The organism is Pseudoalteromonas sp. MMG033 (genome assembly GCF_057197785.1).
In genome coordinates, this window is sequence record NZ_CM170070.1 from 125,381 (window position 1) to 143,757 (window position 18,377).

The 18,377-nt window shown below is 41.3% G+C and carries 18 protein-coding genes; 9 read left to right on the forward strand and 9 right to left on the reverse strand.

The annotated features are described in order from the left end of the window. Positions 1-220 precede the first annotated feature (220 nt). Positions 221-559, reverse strand: coding sequence for a helix-turn-helix transcriptional regulator (locus AC2CZC_RS00495; RefSeq protein ID WP_484583435.1), 339 nt, complete (start codon positions 557-559; stop codon positions 221-223). Positions 560-829: 270 nt separating this feature from the next. Here AC2CZC_RS00495 and AC2CZC_RS00500 point away from each other — a divergent pair, with 270 nt between their 5' ends. Next, complete coding sequence (locus tag AC2CZC_RS00500; protein WP_484583436.1) at positions 830-1,516, forward strand: XRE family transcriptional regulator; 687 nt, start codon at positions 830-832, stop codon at positions 1,514-1,516. A 50-nt stretch (positions 1,517-1,566) separates the two neighbouring features. Here AC2CZC_RS00500 and AC2CZC_RS00505 read toward each other — a convergent pair whose 3' ends face one another. Both AC2CZC_RS00505 and AC2CZC_RS00510 read right to left on the reverse strand, forming a co-directional pair. Next, positions 1,567-4,224 carry a glycosyl hydrolase family 18 protein gene (locus tag AC2CZC_RS00505; protein ID WP_484583437.1) on the reverse strand — a complete coding sequence of 886 codons (2,658 nt, stop codon included), beginning with the start codon at positions 4,222-4,224 and terminating at the stop codon, positions 1,567-1,569. 37 nt (positions 4,225-4,261) lie between these two features. After that, positions 4,262-4,663 (reverse strand): hypothetical protein, encoded by a 402-nt coding sequence (locus tag AC2CZC_RS00510; protein WP_484583438.1) that lies wholly within the window; start codon positions 4,661-4,663, stop codon positions 4,262-4,264. Between the two features lie 470 nt (positions 4,664-5,133). On the opposite strand from AC2CZC_RS00510, the gene yghU reads away from it, so the two are divergent. Beyond that, positions 5,134-6,000: a glutathione-dependent disulfide-bond oxidoreductase gene (yghU, locus tag AC2CZC_RS00515; RefSeq protein WP_484583439.1), complete on the forward strand. Its 867-nt coding sequence runs from the start codon at positions 5,134-5,136 to the stop codon at positions 5,998-6,000. Positions 6,001-6,044: 44 nt separating this feature from the next. Here yghU and AC2CZC_RS00520 read toward each other — a convergent pair whose 3' ends face one another. Then, positions 6,045-6,518, reverse strand: coding sequence for a VOC family protein (locus AC2CZC_RS00520; protein WP_484583440.1), 474 nt, complete (start codon positions 6,516-6,518; stop codon positions 6,045-6,047). 162 nt (positions 6,519-6,680) lie between these two features. On the opposite strand from AC2CZC_RS00520, the gene AC2CZC_RS00525 reads away from it, so the two are divergent. Both AC2CZC_RS00525 and AC2CZC_RS00530 read left to right on the forward strand, forming a co-directional pair. Then, positions 6,681-7,436 (forward strand): Nif3-like dinuclear metal center hexameric protein, encoded by a 756-nt coding sequence (locus AC2CZC_RS00525; RefSeq protein WP_484583441.1) that lies wholly within the window; start codon positions 6,681-6,683, stop codon positions 7,434-7,436. A 6-nt stretch (positions 7,437-7,442) separates the two neighbouring features. Further along, entirely contained in the window at positions 7,443-8,237 is a 795-nt protein-coding gene (locus tag AC2CZC_RS00530) for a methyltransferase domain-containing protein (protein ID WP_484583442.1), read from the forward strand. Positions 8,238-8,407: 170 nt separating this feature from the next. On the opposite strand, the gene AC2CZC_RS00535 is transcribed toward AC2CZC_RS00530, so the two are convergent. After that, on the reverse strand, positions 8,408-9,271 hold the full coding sequence (locus AC2CZC_RS00535; RefSeq protein WP_484583443.1) for a winged helix-turn-helix domain-containing protein: 864 nt from the start codon (positions 9,269-9,271) through the stop codon (positions 8,408-8,410). A gap of 203 nt (positions 9,272-9,474) precedes the next feature. Next, the gene (locus AC2CZC_RS00540) at positions 9,475-10,056 is read right to left on the reverse strand and encodes a TetR/AcrR family transcriptional regulator (protein ID WP_484583444.1); all 582 of its coding nucleotides are present in this window, start codon (positions 10,054-10,056) and stop codon (positions 9,475-9,477) included. A 128-nt stretch (positions 10,057-10,184) separates the two neighbouring features. On the opposite strand from AC2CZC_RS00540, the gene AC2CZC_RS00545 reads away from it, so the two are divergent. Beyond that, positions 10,185-11,228 carry an alkene reductase gene (locus AC2CZC_RS00545; RefSeq protein WP_484583445.1) on the forward strand — a complete coding sequence of 348 codons (1,044 nt, stop codon included), beginning with the start codon at positions 10,185-10,187 and terminating at the stop codon, positions 11,226-11,228. A gap of 20 nt (positions 11,229-11,248) precedes the next feature. On the opposite strand, the gene AC2CZC_RS00550 is transcribed toward AC2CZC_RS00545, so the two are convergent. Then, a complete protein-coding gene (locus AC2CZC_RS00550; RefSeq protein ID WP_484583446.1) occupies positions 11,249-11,653 on the reverse strand; it encodes a rhodanese-like domain-containing protein in 405 nt (134 codons plus the stop codon). A gap of 527 nt (positions 11,654-12,180) precedes the next feature. Here AC2CZC_RS00550 and AC2CZC_RS00555 point away from each other — a divergent pair. The 3 genes from AC2CZC_RS00555 (at position 12,181) to phaC (ending at position 15,375) form a co-directional block, all read left to right on the forward strand. Continuing rightward, positions 12,181-12,930: an SDR family oxidoreductase gene (locus tag AC2CZC_RS00555; protein ID WP_484583447.1), complete on the forward strand. Its 750-nt coding sequence runs from the start codon at positions 12,181-12,183 to the stop codon at positions 12,928-12,930. A gap of 92 nt (positions 12,931-13,022) precedes the next feature. Then, entirely contained in the window at positions 13,023-13,367 is a 345-nt protein-coding gene (locus AC2CZC_RS00560) for a phasin family protein (protein WP_063361852.1), read from the forward strand. A gap of 238 nt (positions 13,368-13,605) precedes the next feature. Continuing rightward, positions 13,606-15,375 carry a class I poly(R)-hydroxyalkanoic acid synthase gene (phaC, locus tag AC2CZC_RS00565; RefSeq protein ID WP_484583448.1) on the forward strand — a complete coding sequence of 590 codons (1,770 nt, stop codon included), beginning with the start codon at positions 13,606-13,608 and terminating at the stop codon, positions 15,373-15,375. Between the two features lie 47 nt (positions 15,376-15,422). On the opposite strand, the gene AC2CZC_RS00570 is transcribed toward phaC, so the two are convergent. Both AC2CZC_RS00570 and AC2CZC_RS00575 read right to left on the reverse strand, forming a co-directional pair. Then, positions 15,423-16,271 carry a M61 family metallopeptidase gene (locus AC2CZC_RS00570; RefSeq protein WP_484583449.1) on the reverse strand — a complete coding sequence of 283 codons (849 nt, stop codon included), beginning with the start codon at positions 16,269-16,271 and terminating at the stop codon, positions 15,423-15,425. Positions 16,272-16,307: 36 nt separating this feature from the next. Then, on the reverse strand, positions 16,308-17,285 hold the full coding sequence (locus tag AC2CZC_RS00575) for an FHA domain-containing protein (protein WP_063361855.1): 978 nt from the start codon (positions 17,283-17,285) through the stop codon (positions 16,308-16,310). 259 nt (positions 17,286-17,544) lie between these two features. Here AC2CZC_RS00575 and AC2CZC_RS00580 point away from each other — a divergent pair, with 259 nt between their 5' ends. Next, positions 17,545-18,318: a substrate-binding periplasmic protein gene (locus AC2CZC_RS00580; RefSeq protein WP_484583450.1), complete on the forward strand. Its 774-nt coding sequence runs from the start codon at positions 17,545-17,547 to the stop codon at positions 18,316-18,318. Positions 18,319-18,377: the final 59 nt, after the last annotated feature.

Sequence of the window (18,377 nt, forward strand, 5' to 3'; positions counted from 1 at the left end):
ATAATTAGTTTATAAAAAGCATTTCATTACCCTTCATAATCACACACTAGCATTCCTATGAAACCCACTAGTAATCATCATCAATATGTTACAAATAACTAAGTGTATCCCTTTCATTTAATGACAAAGTACACTCCCCTTTGACAACTTATTATTACGCACCTACGTTAAATGCGTAATAAATAAAATAATCGATATCATTTGGTATATGCGTCATATTTTACGCAATCAACTCAGGATCATTTCGCACACCTTCAATCACTTGAGTAATGTCCATCAAGTAAACATCTTCAATCAATGAAATCACATCATTCCAACGAGGATTATACTCATTATTTTCCCATCGCCTTAGCGTTCGCTCTTCAATACCATAACAAGCCGCTGATTCAGCTTGCGTATATCCCCTACACTTTCTTGCATATTTTAGTAACTGTGCGCCTTTTGGCGTACGAATTAACTTAGTTGGTTGAGAACTTACATCAGCACTACTTTGAGCAGACACCAGGTGCTGAGATAAACGAGTTTTCATTTGGGTATTGAATGTCAGGTGTTTGGCCATGTTCACTTTCCTTATTTTTTTACGCAAGTGAGTACGTCTGCACCCATAGGTGCCCTACTAACTGTTATAACTTACCGTAATTAATGCATACTGAACCATTCAAAAGCTCGAATGCGTAATTTTTTAATAAGTATAGATTAAAATTTTACGCATCACAACCGTAATTGAATTTAATACTGCGTAAAAAATTGCATTGAGTTTACTTTTAAACCTCCCTATAATGTCAGACATGACGCTTAAACAAATGTGATATAGGAAATAGAACCCATTATGGACGGAGTAAATTACCTCAATACCTTGGCGGAGAGAGTCGAGGAAGCGATTAAACCACACAGTATCAGGGCATTTGCGTCAAAAATTGATGTTTCTGAAGGCACACTGCGTCGTATTTTAAAAGGCGAAGATCCTAAACTGAGCATCATTGAACGAATAGCCAATGAAGCGCAGGTAAACCTATTGTGGCTTATCACTGGCACAGAAAGCGGTGTCGAGGATGTGGAGTCATTACATCCAGTCGTAAAATTAGATGAATTTAATGATGCCTTTGCTTTAGTTCCGGGTTACCACGTATCTGTAAGTACAGGGCATGGTGCATTTAATGACCAAACTCAAGTTTCAAGACATCTCGCATTTCGAAAAAAATGGCTTGAATACAAAAATCTTGAAAAAAGTAAATTAGCCGTTGTTTTTGCTAAAGGCGACTCTATGGAGCCCACCATTCATAACAACAATACAATTTTAGTCGACTTAAGCGACAAGAAGCTCAGTGAAGGCCTAATTTATGTAGTTAGGCTCGGAGAAGAGCTATACGCAAAGCGCCTGCAACAATATCTAGATGGCTCAGTAAGGCTTATCAGCGACAACAAAGAATATGTTGAACAAGTCGTGAAGCCTGATGAAATGGAGCAACTTGAGATTATTGGGAAGGTGGTATGGATAGGAAAAGATCTCACTTAAATCTTTTCCTATGGGTTAATGTGTGGACTGTCAGCCCACACATATTTTAATTAGAGTTTTTGCCATGCACTGCTTTTGCCTGGCTCATCACCTTTAGTCCACCACAATGCTTTGTAACGTGCACATAGGTTAGCAGCGTCACAATGATTCACTTCTGAGCCTGCATTGTAAGCAACATCAATGTGCCATGGAAATTCAGCTTGACTGATCAAAGTCCATGCGTCAGCAAAACGCGTTGGCTCCACACCAGAAACCCAGTATTTAGCTTCCCAAACAAGTGTTTGCTTTACTTCTTGATCAAAATGACTCACTCGATCGCCGGTGTTGTAAACCGCTTGAGCATCATAAGCTGGATGACCACCGGCGCCTTTTGGTGTAACTGTAACGATTACTGTATCAGTATAGTTATCAACACCATTGTCAGATACACTTAACTGGAATACCAATTGCTCTGCTTGCGATACTTGAGGCGCTGCAAAACTGGCTTGATTGGTATCTGCACCAGCCAGTACAACAGCCGTGCCAGACACCTGAGACCATGTATATGTTAAAACATCACCATCAGCATCTGATGTTGCGCTACCATCTAACACGACACTCGCTGTTTCTGATTCAACTTGTTGGTCTGCCCCAGCATTCACCACTGGTGGTGTGTTCACAACACTGTCGCGAACTGTGATCACAACTTCGTCACTGGTATTTCCGCCTTTGCCATCGTTGGCACTAAAGCGTAACGTTACTGTTGCTTCACCTACAACATCGGGCGCGACAAATTCTAGGTTCAATGCACTGGTGACACCTAAAGTAACCGCAGGACCGGACACTTGCTGCCATTGGTAGGTCAGTGCGTCATTATCTGCGTCACTCGCAGTCGCAGCCAGTTTAACAACAGAACCTGATAATACACTTTGATCTGCGCCTGCATTCACAACAGGAGCACGATTTGAGCCGTCCACGAGAGGGTGACCAAGTGACTCATGCATCCAGTTCAAAATATCGCCATTGTCTGTATCGATCTCCCAACCAAACATACCAGCTAGTCCTTCTTGGAATACTAGCTCACCTTTTGCCTTAATCGATTTTTGATCATCGTAAGAGATCAGATCGCCCGTACTAGGTCGATAGATATAAGGTGCTTGCGCAACCGTATCATAGTGATATTCCCAATCAGGATGCTTTGCCCACTGTGCGATATTGGCATACATCAAGGTACCAGGCTCTAACTTAAATGCATCTGCCGGTGCTGAAGGACCAGTTGCTTTACCTTGCATATGGTGTGTACCAGGCGTATGCTCAACACCAGTCCAACCACGACCATACATGGCAATACCTGCGATCAACTTATTACCCGGCACGCCTTGTGCTTTAAGTAAATCAATACCTGTCTTAAGGTTGTATTGCGTGGTACGTACATCTGAAGGTTTAAAATCTGAAGGGTATACTGCGGTTTGGTGACCTAGACCTTCTAAATCCCATGCGCCGAAGTAGTCGTAGGACATCATTAAAATGTAGTCCATATACTTAATCGCTTCGCCGTAATTCACTTTCTCAAGCTTATCAAAACCGACATTAATCGCGGAAGTAAGTTCATACTTACGACCTGTACGCGCTTCCTCTTCATCCAGCATCGCACGAAGCTCTTTCATCAACTTAATGTATGTCGCACCATCACTTGGAGACCCCAAGTTCGGATTTGCTGCAGCGACGCCTGGAAATTCCCAATCGATATCAATACCATCCCAGAACTGCCATGTTCTTAAATACTGACGGCAAGATTCAACAAATGTTTTACGCTTAGCGTCGTCTGCCATAAAGTAGAAAGGATCAGAAAGCGTCCAACCACCGATAGATGGAATTATTTTCAGATCAGGATAACGCTGCTTAAGTGCCATCATCTGGCCATAGTTACCTTTGATCGCATCTTGGTTTACTTGATCGCCAACAGGCTTCATATACGCCGCCCAAGGATCAGGTGGCGCAAGCTCAAAATCGCTCAAACCAGCAGTAACGCGTTGAAAGGTGTCATAACCTGTCGGGTTTTCCTTTTTGAACGACTCGTTAGGGCCAGCAATCGCAACAAACCCGTAAAAAATATGCGTCAGGTTTTCCGCAGGAATATTATCGATGTAATAATCCATCCCTTCGACACGATAAACAGACCATTCCGCAGCATATGCTGCGACCACTTTTCCTGTTGTATTAACGTAAGAGCGGTTAGTCATCTCGATTGGAAAACGCGGATCGTTCACTTTCATCGGTAAAGGATCTAAGTGACTACCCGCAGTGTCCGCCACCACAAGCACTTTATTATTGGTACTGTCGCTACAACCATCAATATTACACAGTTGAACCGTTAAGTTGAATTTACCGCCTTTGGTAAATGTTAATGTTTCTACACCCGATTGTGAGCTGCCTACCTCAGTTAACACACGACTGTGGACTATCTGCCCATCAAGTAATACTTTGACTGTTTCACCAGCTTCCCCAGTCCATTTTGACCAAGGCACAGAAACATCAACACTTGGCGCAACCAAAACGTCTTTGTATGCAAGTGAATCTGTGATTGTAACTAAACTGTGTTTTTCAACCATCCATTCTACTTTTGGCGCGCCAGGGGCTGCTGCAAGCGTAGAAAGAGAGGTGAAAAAACCAGAGAGAAGCAACGCGTGCTTAACCCGGTTTAATGCCCTTTTATTTGATGTTTTCATTTTATATCCTTCAACATGTTTTTATTGTTACGCAGGTTTATCTACCTGCTTTTTTAAACTTCAGCGGACCCTTACTTCCCCCTGAAGCGTATTCTCCTATCAAATACTGTCCGTCCTCGGACAGCGTCAACGTATGGACACCCTCTGTTGTCCATCCCGGAATTTGTTGCGTTACCTGAACCTTCACCGTGATAGTGTCTTTTTCACGTACACCATTGCCATGCTCTACAAACGGCGTCCCTTTAAATTCTAAATAATGAGCAGTAAATACCTCATTCCCTTGCTGTGAAACAATTAAGTGACCATTGGCAAAATTGCTGTTGTTAACATCATGCCAAAGACCTGCAATACGTCGCTCAGACACCTGTTCATTAACGTTTATCGAAGAAGAGACAGCGCTGTCATCAGCGTTAGAATAAAAAGCGCAATTTATTGTCAAAAGCACGCATATTGAACGAAAAGCTTTGTGCATTGCTATAGGCCCTCAAATTTTAAGTTAACAAAATCATTAATGTTATTAACACCAATGTACCTAATATAAAGTAAAACACAACCCGCTTTAGGAACTAGAAAATACCAACTAAGCACACATTAAGGCATAACCCCACCCAACTTTCGCTTTTTATAAGCGCTATTAGGCTGAATTTATTACTTTTAAAAAAATCACATGAATTACACTCAATGTAATGAAATAGTAAAAATAATGGACTAAAGCGTTTTAGCTATCTGTATTATCATTCAAATACCTGCCGGATGAGCGATTAACTAGCTCCTTATACATAACAAAATCAACTAAAGTAATTATGATCTGAGCATGTGACTCAACGCTAATATTGATCAACTGAATTGAAAACGCACTGACCACGGTCCACATTAGAAGATTAAAACCAACGAATAAAAGGAAAGGTGATGACACAGACTACTTATACACCAGAACGAATTTGGCAATGGCTAGAAGGTAACGGCGGAAAATTTGCCAATATAAATCGCCCAACAGCAGGACACAGATTCGACAAGGCTCTGCCAACTGGCAAGCACCCGATCCAACTTTATTCTTTAGCGACTCCTAATGGCGTTAAGGTCACCATTTTACTCGAAGAGCTACTTGAAAAAGGTATCGCAGGGGCGGAGTACGATGCCTTTTTAATTGATATTATGGAAGGAGATCAGTTCTCCTCTGGATTTTGTGATATTAATCCCAATTCAAAAATCCCTGCACTTATTGATAACAGTCAAACGCCATCTATACGAGTATTTGAATCTGGCGCAATCTTGCTATATCTGGCAGAAAAATTCTCTGAGTTTATTCCTAAATCTCTTTCGCTTCGCACCGAGTGTCTTAACTGGCTATTCTGGCAAATGGGATCTGCACCTATTTTAGGTGGTGGATTTGGACACTTTTATGCTTATGCACCAGAAAAATACCAATACCCGATAGACCGATATACCATGGAAGTAAAGAGACAACTAGATGTGTTAAATAATCATCTAAAGAACAATACTTATATGTGTGGCGATGAATACACCATTGCAGACATAGCTATTTGGCCTTGGTATGGGGTACTCGTTGAAGGCGGGCTGTATGAGGCAGCAGAGTTTTTAAATGTACAAGAATACGCTCACGTTCAGCGCTGGGCTAAATCAATTTCAAAACGCCCTGCTGTCAAGCGCGGGCGAATGGTCAACCGTACATGGGGTGAGCCCAGTGAACAGCTTCACCAAAGACATGACAGCAGCGATTTCGAATTAAATACCCAAGACAAGCTTAACCAGTAATACACGCACTGTTAGCCCCTTTTGTGGGGCTTCATTTGATGTTATCACTGTGCTTGCTGTTTAGTCATAAACTCACTCATCCTCTCTTGTAACTCTGCTTCCGTTAAGTCTTCAATATGAGTTGCAATTGTCCAAACATGTCCAAACGGGTCTTCTAATGTGCCCGCCCTATCACCATAAAATTGATCTTCAACAGCTCTGATCTCTTTTGCCCCCATTGCCAAAGCTTGTGAGAAAACAAAGTCGACATCTTCTACATAATGCATCAAAGAAACCGAAGTGCCTCCCAATTGCTTTGGCCCCTTGAAATGCATATCCGGACATTCATCACTGATCATGATATGAGAGTCGCCAACTTTCAATTCAGCATGTGCAATTAATCCGTCTGGCATGTTTAGCTGCATAACCAATGACGCATTAAATACTTTTTGATAAAAATGAATGGCGTCAGCGCCACCTTGTACAATTAAATAAGGCGTGATCGCATGATACCCTTCGGGAATTCCCTTAACCGCCATGATTGTTGCTCCTAAGCCATGTATGTGAAACTAAAACTAGCCTAATATTTGCAAAGCACAACTTTACCCTGAGCTTCACCCATGACACAGATTGAAATATGACGCTTTTCTTCCGTCAAAAAAACGCTAAACTATGCGTTTTTATCGCATTTCGGGGTCATTATGCAGCGCAAAAAATTAGTTAACCAACTCACAGAATTACTCAAACCTTTTCAAATAAGTGACTTTTGCCCCAATGGTTTGCAGGTTGAAGGTAAGTCAGAAATCAAAAAGATAATTACTGGTGTTACAGCCAGCCAAGCGCTAATAGATGTTGCGATAGAAAAACAAGCCGATGCCATCTTAGTGCACCATGGTTACTTTTGGAAAGGTGAAGATCAGCCAATTACAGGTATGAAAAAGCGTCGCATCCAAAGTTTACTTGCACACGACATTAATTTGCTGGCTTATCACCTGCCTCTTGATGTGCACCCAGAGCTTGGCAACAATGCGCAACTTGGTGAGCTCCTCGATCTGATTGTAGAGCGCCCATTGGAGCCGTGGAATAAGAACAGTGTCGCTGTTAAAGGGAAGCTAAAAACCCCTATGACAGTCGGTGAGTTTGCGCAATTAATAGAACACAAATTAGATAGAGCACCACTGGTAAATCAAGCTGGTGAGCACAAGATTGAAACGATTGCATGGTGCACAGGCGGCGGTCAAAGCTTTATTGATCTAGCGGCAAGTCAAGGCATTGATGCCTACCTAACAGGTGAAGCTTCAGAGCAAACCATCCATAGTTCTAATGAGCAAGGCATCCACTTTTTTGCAGCTGGACACCATGCAACTGAACGTTACGGTGTTAAAGCCTTAGGGGAATATTTGGCTGACAAATACGACCTTGATGTTGAGTTTGTTGATATTAATAACCCGGTTTAAGCCAACATGGCGAAAAAGCAACATAAACCTAGCCCAAAAGATCGTCACTTTTGTGATATCGCTGGCAAGTTTAAGAATAATATCTACGGTACAGCCAAAGGAAAAATTCGTGAAGCCGTGCTCAAGCGAGATTTAGACGAGCTATTGAGCCAGCACTTTACAGACAAAGCGCTCAGGATACTCGATGTGGGTGGAGGTCAAGGCCAACTTGCACTTTACCTTGCCAAGCAAGGCCATCATGTGACTTTACTGGATGCCTCTGAGCCTATGTTAGAGCTTGCTCAAGAACGCGCTCAAAATGAAAATCTTATCAATGAGATGAGCTTCATCCATGCTCAGTTACAAGATATCCCGACACTTGACCTTGAGCAGTTTGATTTAGTGCTTTGTCATGCCGTTTTAGAATGGATAGTTGAGCAGCAACACGCACTAGCCATATTAAAAAATTGCTTAAAGCCTGATGGCATTTTATCTCTGATGTACTTCAATAAGGCAGCGCAACGTTTGGCCAACATGGTCTATGGTAACTTCGATTACGTAGCGAGCGGATTGAAAGTTAAACAAAAAGTGGGACTTAGTCCAAATCAGCCACTAGAAAGTGAGCAAGTTGAATATTGGTTAGCCGAGCTTTCTTTCAAAACGATGAGTAAAACGGGCGTACGATGTTTTCACGATTACTTACGCGAGCTGCAAAAAGCAGAAGACCAATTTGAAGCGCTTTTAGCGCTTGAATTGCAGTACAACAGAGCAGAGCCATATGCATCAATAGGCAGGTATACACATCTGCTTTTGCATGCATAAAAGAAAACGGCCTTAACATCTGCAGCACCCACCACGGTACTAATGTTAAGGCCAAGACATTTGCTGTAAGAGAGCAGCAACTAAACGTTGACATAGTTGCATGAATTTGTCCCTTGAATCGCTTTGAAATAAGTTGAAAAGTAGATAAATCAAACATTTAATTTCTTAAATTAAATTTTTTCATCACTAAAATGCAGTAATATATAATTGTAAAGCTCTTGCTTTTTAGTGGCGACACCCTGGCCACCTGCCGATATGATCACTTCTTTTTGCTTATCAGACTCAACCCAGGTATAGACATAAAATGGGGTTTCATCTCCCACAGCACGCATTGCTCTGAGCAGTTTTAATCCAGCTAAAGGCTCACCATCGCGTCCCATGTCTGAAATAACGACAGAATATTCGTACATGCTCAATAATAGCAGCGCCTCTTGTGTTGAGGTCGTATTGTAAACGCCAATCTTTTTTTTAAGAAAATACCCTTGCTCTTTTGTATTGTTTTTAGGGTTATCATCGACCCACAGTATTCTCCCTTTGGCATCAACGGGTTCACTGGCCTTAAAACTCGTATTTTGTTCATGCACAAACCCGTGGTTAATTACTAGCCATATGCATACGCAACACATCAGCAAAGTGACACCTATCCAAAACTTTAGATGTGCTCCATCAGAATTATGCTCTGCGCGCAGGATTGCTAACTCAAGCACAGCGGTGTCATTTGCACTGCGAATTGTGACTTCAGGATTAAACTTGTAGCCTTGCCCTCGCACAGTAAAAATCACATCTTGTTTTACACCTAATCTTCGTAACAAACTTCGCGTATCTGAGATTAAGCGAGGCAATGACCATGGGGAGACAACGGAGTCAGGCCATAAGTAGGCGACCAACTCTTCTTGAGAACACACTTTAGGGTGGGTATCAATTAAATAAGCAAGTAGCTTAAAAGTGCGATCTTCAAGTACCGCCTTTTTCCCATCTACTTCGAAGCTTTGACTTCGAGTGTTTAACACTGCATTAGAAAACTGATATTCCATATCTTCATGATTTCCAATTAATTAACTAATAATCATAAGAATTCATAGACTATACCAAAGTCTTCAACAGAGCTAGTCTTTCGAGCTAGTAATAATGTCTAATGGAATGTACCTAAATAAGCACTTTTTTGTCTGCTTAGCTGAACATATTTAGTCCATTTATCATACGTAAACAGTGTGCATACAGGCTGCCAATGAGGCTGTCAGCGGCAAACATCACGTAATAATTGGTTAGCTAGACTCGCTATGATACTCGCGTCCTTTTGAGCTTGAGAAAATGTCCTAAGTCCATAAATACCAACGATTAAACTTTGTGCACGCTGCTCAGGTAATCGCTCTCCTGTTATAACACCTTCTTTTTCTGCTTGCATAAAAATGTCTTTCATAAAACTTTGCCACATGACGCACTGCTGGCTCAAAACAGCCTGTGCCTGCGCATCTGTTTGTGCAATTTCATTAATGGCCTTTTGGCTTAAACAAGATTGAGTGGGATCGCCACTAATACACTCAGCAACGATACTATCTAAGTATGCTTGCAGACCATTTAATGCGCCGTTTTGCTCGTGAAATATAGCACGTAGCTCCTCGCTTCTATCCAAGTTGTACTGTTCTAACGACGCAAGTAATAATCCTTTTTTATTCTCAAATGCACAGTAAATAGAACCTGGATGCAGCCCTGTGGCACGCTTTAAGTCTTGCATACTGGTTTTATTGTAGCCTTTTTCCATAAATGCATTCATAGCGGCTCTTAGAACAGCTTCTCTATCAAACTCTGCGCTTCTCATTGATAACTCCACGTGGGGATTTAAAGGTATCTTAAACAATTTTGAACAAATGTTCAAAAACACTCTTGAATGATCGTTCAAATAAAGCTATCTTGAATAAACATTCAAAATAAAGAGAACGACAACCCATGACAGACATCTTATTTCAGCCCTATAAATTAAACGCCGCAATCTCGTTAAAAAACCGCGTATTAATGGCGCCTTTAACACGCTGTATGGCAGACGATGCACTCGTCCCTACGGATGATATGGCAGCATATTATGCAAGACGAGCTGATGCTGGATTGATTATTTCTGAAGCGACCATTATCCGACCTGATGGCCAAGGGTATCCGAATACGCCTGGGCTATTTACTCCTGAGCAAATCAATGGATGGCGAAAGGTCACGGATGCTGTGCACAATAACGGTGGTAAGATTTTTGCGCAGCTATGGCATACAGGCCGCACGGCACACCCCTACTTTTATGATGGAGACACTGTCATAGCACCAAGTGCTCGAGGTCTTGAAGGAACAGTTCCACGTATGAGAGAGCTCAGTTATCAAGTGCCAACTCCTGCTACTGTTGAACAAATCAAGCAACTGATTGATGACTACGCTCAGGCAGCTGCCAACGCGATAGATGCTGGCTTTGATGGTGTTGAGATCCATGGCGCTAATGGTTATCTCATCGACCAATTTTTGCATTATGATAGCAATACCCGAACTGACCAATACGGCGAAACTCCAGAAAATATGAGCCGATTTGCTTTGGAAGTCGTCGATGCCATTGCAGCACGTATCGGCCATGAAAAAACAGCCTTACGCCTATCTCCAGGTGCATATTTCAACATGGCTGCAGACGCACGCGACAAAGCTGTGTTTGACTATTTATTACCTGAATTGGAAAAACGCAATTTAGCCTTTTTGCATATTGGTATATTCGATGACGAAATGACGTTCGAGCACCTTGGTGGCAGAGCTTCTGATTATGTTAGAGCAAGATACCAAAAAACACTGGTCGGTGTGGGTGGATTTACCCCAGAAACAGGGGCGACAGCAATAGAGACCGACCGCTTTGACTTACTCGCAATTGGCAGGCCATTTATTGCCAACCCAGATTACATGTCCAAAGTGAAAAATCAACAAGCTTTAACCGAATACAATGAAGAGATGCTAGCAACTCTAGTATAACGCTTTGACTATCGGGGTTACTACTTTACCAGTGGTAGCCCTTGCGACTTCCACCCCAAAATGTCTCCCTCTAGGTGGAACAATCTAAAGCCGCGTTTAAATAAAGCGCTTTCAAAAATTTGCGCCCTCCTGCCAGAGCGGCAATAGACCACTAATGTTTGATCTTTTAGCTCATTAAGAAGAAATGACTGCGCTTCAATTTGGTCATAAGGAATATTGATTGCGCCTTTAATATGACCATCAGCGTACTCTTCAACAGTCCGCACATCGATAATCGTATATGGAGCATCTGACATTTGATTAATTAGCAACTCTGTTGCTTTGACAGCTTGAACATTAGCACTAACCACCGTACTAAAACACAGTGAAGAAACCAACATTATTTTTATTAAAAATGCCTCAAAAAGCCGTCCAGAACTCAACATCAACAAACTCCTTACTAAAGTTTCGAAAAAACGCATTACCAAAATAGCCTATCTTAGAAATCATTAAAAGACGATTTATGTACCAGTCCACAAATCTTTTTTTTTAAAAAAACACCAACCGGAAAAAACGCTAAGCACATAATTTTTAATATAAAATAAAATGCTGATTGAAATAAATAGCGTCTACTATCCTTTAGTCTAATACCGAAAATCCCAATACCTACTATTACTTACTGCACGCGCGATTGGACAATTGGTTAGACAACTCACCTTGTTAAATTTTGAGTTTTTAGTCTAATCTAGAGTTGGATATTGAGCAGTATGGCAGGGATTTAAATAGTACGTGCCTAAATCAAATACAAAATCATGAGTATTTGTCTTTTATATTAAACAAATTAGTTATTAATTCGTCACATTAGACATGAACAATAACGTTAGTTTTAACCCGTCGCTGAATACAACCACTTCAGTGATACGTGGCTTAGTTGTGCAGTTGTTTTGCCACTTAATGTTCGGAACAGCACATTATGGAAAATAAAAAAATAGCAGTAGTAACAGGCGCTTTAGGTGGAATCGGTACAGCCATTACCCAAAAGCTCGTAGAAAATAATTACTTTGTTATTGCAGTCGCAAGCCCAAGACGTAACGAGGCAGATTTTGATACTTGGTGCAATGAATCAAATATCAACCCGAAATATGTTTCACCATTATTTTTAGATGTGACTGACGCACAAGCATGCACTGATAGCCTTGAGTCAGTTATTGATAATCACGGTAAAATTGACGTTTTGGTTAATAATGCTGGTATTACTCGTGATGCTTCATTTAAAAAAATGAATGCGCAGCAATGGCACGATGTCATTGATACAAATTTAAATTCTATGTTCAATATGACTCAACCACTTTTTGCACACATGTGTGGCAATAAGTCGGGTCGTATTATCAACATCTCTAGCGTCAATGGTCAAAAAGGACAGTTTGGGCAAGCAAACTACGCGGCAGCCAAAGCAGGTATGATTGGCTTTAGTAAATCTCTTGCCTATGAAGGCGCACGAGCCGGTGTAACCGTGAATGTTGTTGCACCTGGTTATACAGAAACCCCTATGGTTGCAAAAATGCGTGAAGACGTATTAGAAAGCATCAAGGCGCAAGTACCGATGCAACGACTAGCAACGCCATTAGAAGTTGCAGAAACAGTCAGCTTTTTAGCCTCTGATGGTGCAGCGTATATTACTGGTGAAACGCTTGCCTTAAACGGCGGCCTGTATATGAATTAAGAACTCAACGATACCATTTAGAAAAGGCAACTTTTCTGTAGTAGATGGGTATTGCATTTTTAAACGGATTATCTCTCAATAGGAAGCAAGCCATGTACAACGACTTTTTTAAATCAATCACTGATCAAAGCGAAAAATTCTTCTCACCTGCAATTCAGTTCAACCAGCTAGTTGCAAAAAACATCGAGCAACTAGCAAAAATCCAGCTAGATGCTGCGCATTCATTCACAGAGACATCTGTAGAACAGCTTAAAACTGCAGCTGAAGTAAAAGACGTTAAGTCTTTCATTGACTTCAATGCAAGCCAGCTAAGTGCCGTGAATAAACTAAGCCAGCAACTTATCGAGGACGGTCAAAAGTTAACTCAATTAGGTCAAGAGTTTAAAGATAACCTAGAGACTATCTCGAACGAGACTGTTAAAGCGGCAAAAGTATAATGCGTTCATATCAGCCTAGTGGAATCCAATTTTGCTAGGCTGATTTACCTTATTCACATGCAATACCACTGACAAGCTTATATTTGGTCATCACGATCTGTGAGTATGAGTATTAGAGAATATATGTGCCAATAAACAACGTCGACTCACACTCTCGTTAAAAAGTTTGTACAGCACATGCAGCGCATCTTTTTAAAGCAATAACTCGTCTGTCACATCTCCGACTAGGAAGCATAAAATGGATACCGACAATAAAGATTTTACTCAGACCATGACCGCTTGGTGGCAGTATAATCAAGATCTCTACAGTATTTTTTCGCAAAACCTTTTTAATAACAGCCCAGTTCAAAAAGCGCTCAACGAACAAAGCGCAGAAGACTTTGGTCAATGGGCAAAAGAAATTACTAAGCAACCAGAGCTATTCGCAAAACAACAAATTAACTGGTGGCAAGAGCAGCTAAAAATTGTTCAACAAACTTGGGAACAAAGTCTCAATGCATCAAGCGAAGAGGTGATCTCAACTGAGCGCGGTGACAAAAGGTTTCTTGCTGACGAGTGGCAAGATAACCCTTGGTTTAGCTATATCAAGCAAAGCTATTTACTCTTTGGCCAGTCCTTACTTGACTCGATTCGACAAACTCCTGGCTTAGATGAAAAATTAAAAGAAAGACTCGAGTTCTTTGCAAGACAAGTTATAAACTCTATTTCTCCGAGTAATTTTATTACGACTAATCCAGAGCTTTTAAAATTAACCATTGAGTCTGAAGGTCAAAACCTCATAAATGGACTTGAACTATTTAAAAAAGACATGGCTAAAAGCGGTGATATGCTGAGGATCAGCATGACCAATGAAAACGCCTATGAGCTGGGTAAAGACCTAGCTACAACGCCTGGTAGAGTCGTTTTTCAAAACCATTTATTTGAATTAATTCAATACACTGCTACAACTAAGCAAGTGCACAAAACACCATTGCTTTTCGTACCGCCCTACGTCAACAAATACTATATTTTAGATTTAAAAGAAGAAAACTCATACGTTAAATGGGCTGTAGACAACGGACATACCGTATTTATGATTTCTTGGAAAAACCCAGACCCAAGTATGGCAGAGGTTGGATTTGAAGATTATGTTGTCGATGGTGTCATCGCCGCTTTAGATGAAATAGAAAAGCAAACCGGTGAAGCTTATGTCAATGCCATAGGATATTGCATCGCTGGTACGCTGGTGGCAACAGCCATGGCATACTTTACATCTAAACGCATGAAGCAAAAAATTAAAAGCGCGACTTTACTGACGACACTACTCGATTTTTCTCAGCCAGGGGAGCTAGGTGTCTTTGTTAACGAAGGGACTATATCTGCGCTAGAGGCCTACAACCTGCAAAATGGTGTCATGCATGGTCACCTGTTAGGCGTCTCGTTTAGCATGTTAAGAGAAAATAGCCTGTATTGGAATTATTATGTGAATAATTACCTCAAAGGCCAGCCACCAATGGACTTAGATCTGTTGTACTGGAATGGAGATAGCACCAACCTCACAGCTAAGTGTCACAACTTTATGCTGCGAGATTTATATTTAGAAAATAGATTAATCGCCACAAAAGAAGTTGAAGTCCGAGGCACAAAGATTGATTTAGCCAAGGTGAAACAGCCTATCTACGCGTTATCAACCCGAGATGACCATATTGCACTGTGGCAAGCAACTTTCAAAGGCTTTCAATACACCAGTTCAAAAACAACTTTTGTACTTGGCGAATCTGGTCATATTGCCGGTGTTATTAACCCACCAAAGGCCAACAAATATGGCTTTTGGTCAGGGCCGGCACCACAGGGGGATGCCAATGCTTGGCTTGAAAAAGCGGACCATACAAAAGGCTCCTGGTGGAATCATTGGGGTAAATGGATAACCCAATTTACTGATGAAAAAGTCCCGGCACGTGCTGTAAAAACGAAGGCAAACCCTGGTATTTACGATGCCCCAGGCGAATATGTGAAAGCAAGACTTTAACCATACTAGTAGGTAAAGACACGGGTCTTTACCTACATCACTGCTAGTTACTTTGTATAACGATTTAGTATCTTAATAATCTGATTTTCTGTTATATATGGAAAATCTCGTCTCGATTTATAGCGCTTATAAAGCGGCATAAACATGTTATTCTCGGCTAGCATATCAAAGTGTGACAGGAACACTGTGGCGCTTTGAGTGACTTTTATAGCTTTATTATCCCGGCAACAGGTCTGGTAACGCGCGAGCAATTTAACAATATTGCAATCGGCACACTTGGATTGTAATTCTAGTTCAGCTTCAATAAAAAAAGCTACGCCACTCCAGTATACACGCTGATATGCTTTCAACTGCCACATGTTATTGGATATTTGCGATAATTGCCCAGCAAACTGCTTAGTCGCAAGCTCACCACGGTCGAGTCCTGCTTTCATTCTTTCGACAAACTCACTATTTGAAATAACCCCCCCTTTGAGCATAATCACATTTTGTAAGTACGTGGCAAGTCCCTCAGCCAGCCAACTATCTTGGTTATCTAAGCGTGGATGATATAAATGCGCTAATTCATGATATAACGTCCAATCAGCCGTTAGAGACCTAAGTGAAGCATGTTCATCAATGTACAACGTGATACCATCTGGTTCACCACGCCATACCTCTCCCCAAGGGACAGGCTCCTTCGCGTGCTTCATGTAATAAACGGATATAGGAATTACATTGCTAGGAAGCTCCCCAAGTGCTGATATCGTCTTATCAAGACCATGATGGATCCACTTTGGAACTGCTTCAACATGGGGGGCTGTGGGCGTAGTATTACGCCACGTGATTTCGGCAGAATTGCCCAAAGCATACAAACTTGCGCTAAAGAAACAGACTAACCACGCAGCAGAGTACATAGACACTCATTAGAAATAAATACATTTGAACTTCAATTATAGCGCTGGTTGCAGTCCTGCATAGGATGCCTCGGTGTGCGAGCCTTTCTTAATAGTAAAATGCTTGCCACCGAACCTGACACGACCACGTTTGCGCTCAATGATCTGCTCAGCAAGGCTTTTATCATTAACTAAGTCAACAAACTGTTTGCGAGCACGGTGGATCTGTATATTAATATGGCTTTCACTAATACCTAAATCTTTAGACAGTTGTGAAACACTGACCCAGCCGCGTTCATTTTCTTCTTCGACTGCATCCTCATCCCTTGCTTTATAACGAGCTAATAAAGCGGTTAAGTAGTGATGTGTCCTCACATCAAAATCAAGTGACGCGCCGTTATGATTGACTTTTAGCTCGGTTATTTCTTCATCTAGGCTAATGTCAAATACAAACTCTAAACTGGACTGCTGCGCCTTATCAATTGGCATTGTCGCTTCTTGAGATGCAGCTTCAACTTGGAATAGGTACCAAAGCTCATTAGCGACACATAGATTATCACTGTCAGTCAAAAGGACAATTTTGCCCGTAGCCAAGTGCTCATAACACCAACATAGCTTTTCATTGTCGTAAAAAACAACCAACTCAGGGTCAGTTTCTGATGGTAAGAAGTGGTATTTCTCCAGCGGGATCACTTCATCTGGTTGCTCATTACATGACGGAATTAACAAATCTTTTGGCGGTGCAATAGAATCGACGACAAATGTTTGAGGGTGCATCTCAGAAAAAGTAATTTCATCATCCACTTTAAGGTGCATCGCTTGGTTGTAAGCTATACGCTGACCATTTAGCCACACGCCATTTTTACTGAGATCTCGGAGCTCCCAGTCCTCGCCATTATGCTCTATCACAGCATGTATACGAGAGATTTCTACACCACTAACATGAGTATCTACAGAATAAGTTAACCTACCAAAGCGATGGAACGCCTTTAAATAGATCACATCTGAACAATCCTTTACTTTAAGCTTAGCCATGGGGTCACCTATTCCTCTGTAAATACTCTATGTTGCAAGGACAAGTAAGCGCTTTATCACTGCGCTTTTCCTTGCCTATAGTGTAACCCTAAAGTAAAAACAAATAAATTACGCTTCATTACAGCATTGTAGCTGCGTGTAAAATCAGGCTTTTCCCTGTAACCAGCTAACCATTCCCACTGGTAATATCAACCATAGTTGCCTAAAGTTATCAATGACTGCCTTCAATTTAACTATTACACTATTTATGATGCGTCCCATGCTTTTCCTGCTTGTTGTTGTGCTTACGGCCTGTGGTGCGCTTTTGCCTTTAAATGCACATGCCAGCATAAAGCCGCGCGTAACAATCTTAGTAGACGATAGCTACCCACCCTATTCTTATGAAAGCAATGGTTATTTATATGGCATTTATATTGAGCAAGTGAGACTCGCGGCGAGGCGATTATCCGATCACTATCAGGTGATATTAGAGCCTATTCCTTGGAAGCGTGGTGTTGCGGCTATGGAGAATGGTGAAGCATTTGCACTCTTACCCCCCTATATTCATAAAGATAAAAGACCTTATATCTGGCCCTACTCAGTACCGCTTGGAGAAGAAGCCGTTGTCGCTTTTTGCAACCCAGGGATAACACTCAATAATATACTGGACAGATCCACTCAAAAACCCCCAGTCAATATTGGTATCAATGCTGGCTTTTTGATTCTCGATGAAGAACTCGCATTAGCAAGAGAAAAAGGCTTAATTAAAATTTGGGAAAATAAAGATACCCTGACGAATATCAAAAAGTTATCCAAGCTTCGATTAGATTGCTATGTCAATGACAGGTTATCGACATTAATGGGCTTTGAATCCGTCAAAAAAGAACGAGACGATATAAATGTTAGGCAGTTTAGCGAAGATAGAGTCGTTTTAAGCCGTACTGCACATATAGGCTACACGAGAGACAATGGTAATAAATACCCGTTTAAATATGACTTTATAAAAAAAATGAATGAAGCGCTGCTTAATGTCCAGAAACAAATGCGCGAATAGCGCGTTAAATAATGAAATATAGTGCCAAGAGTACACTTGCTCAACTTGGCACTTTTTAT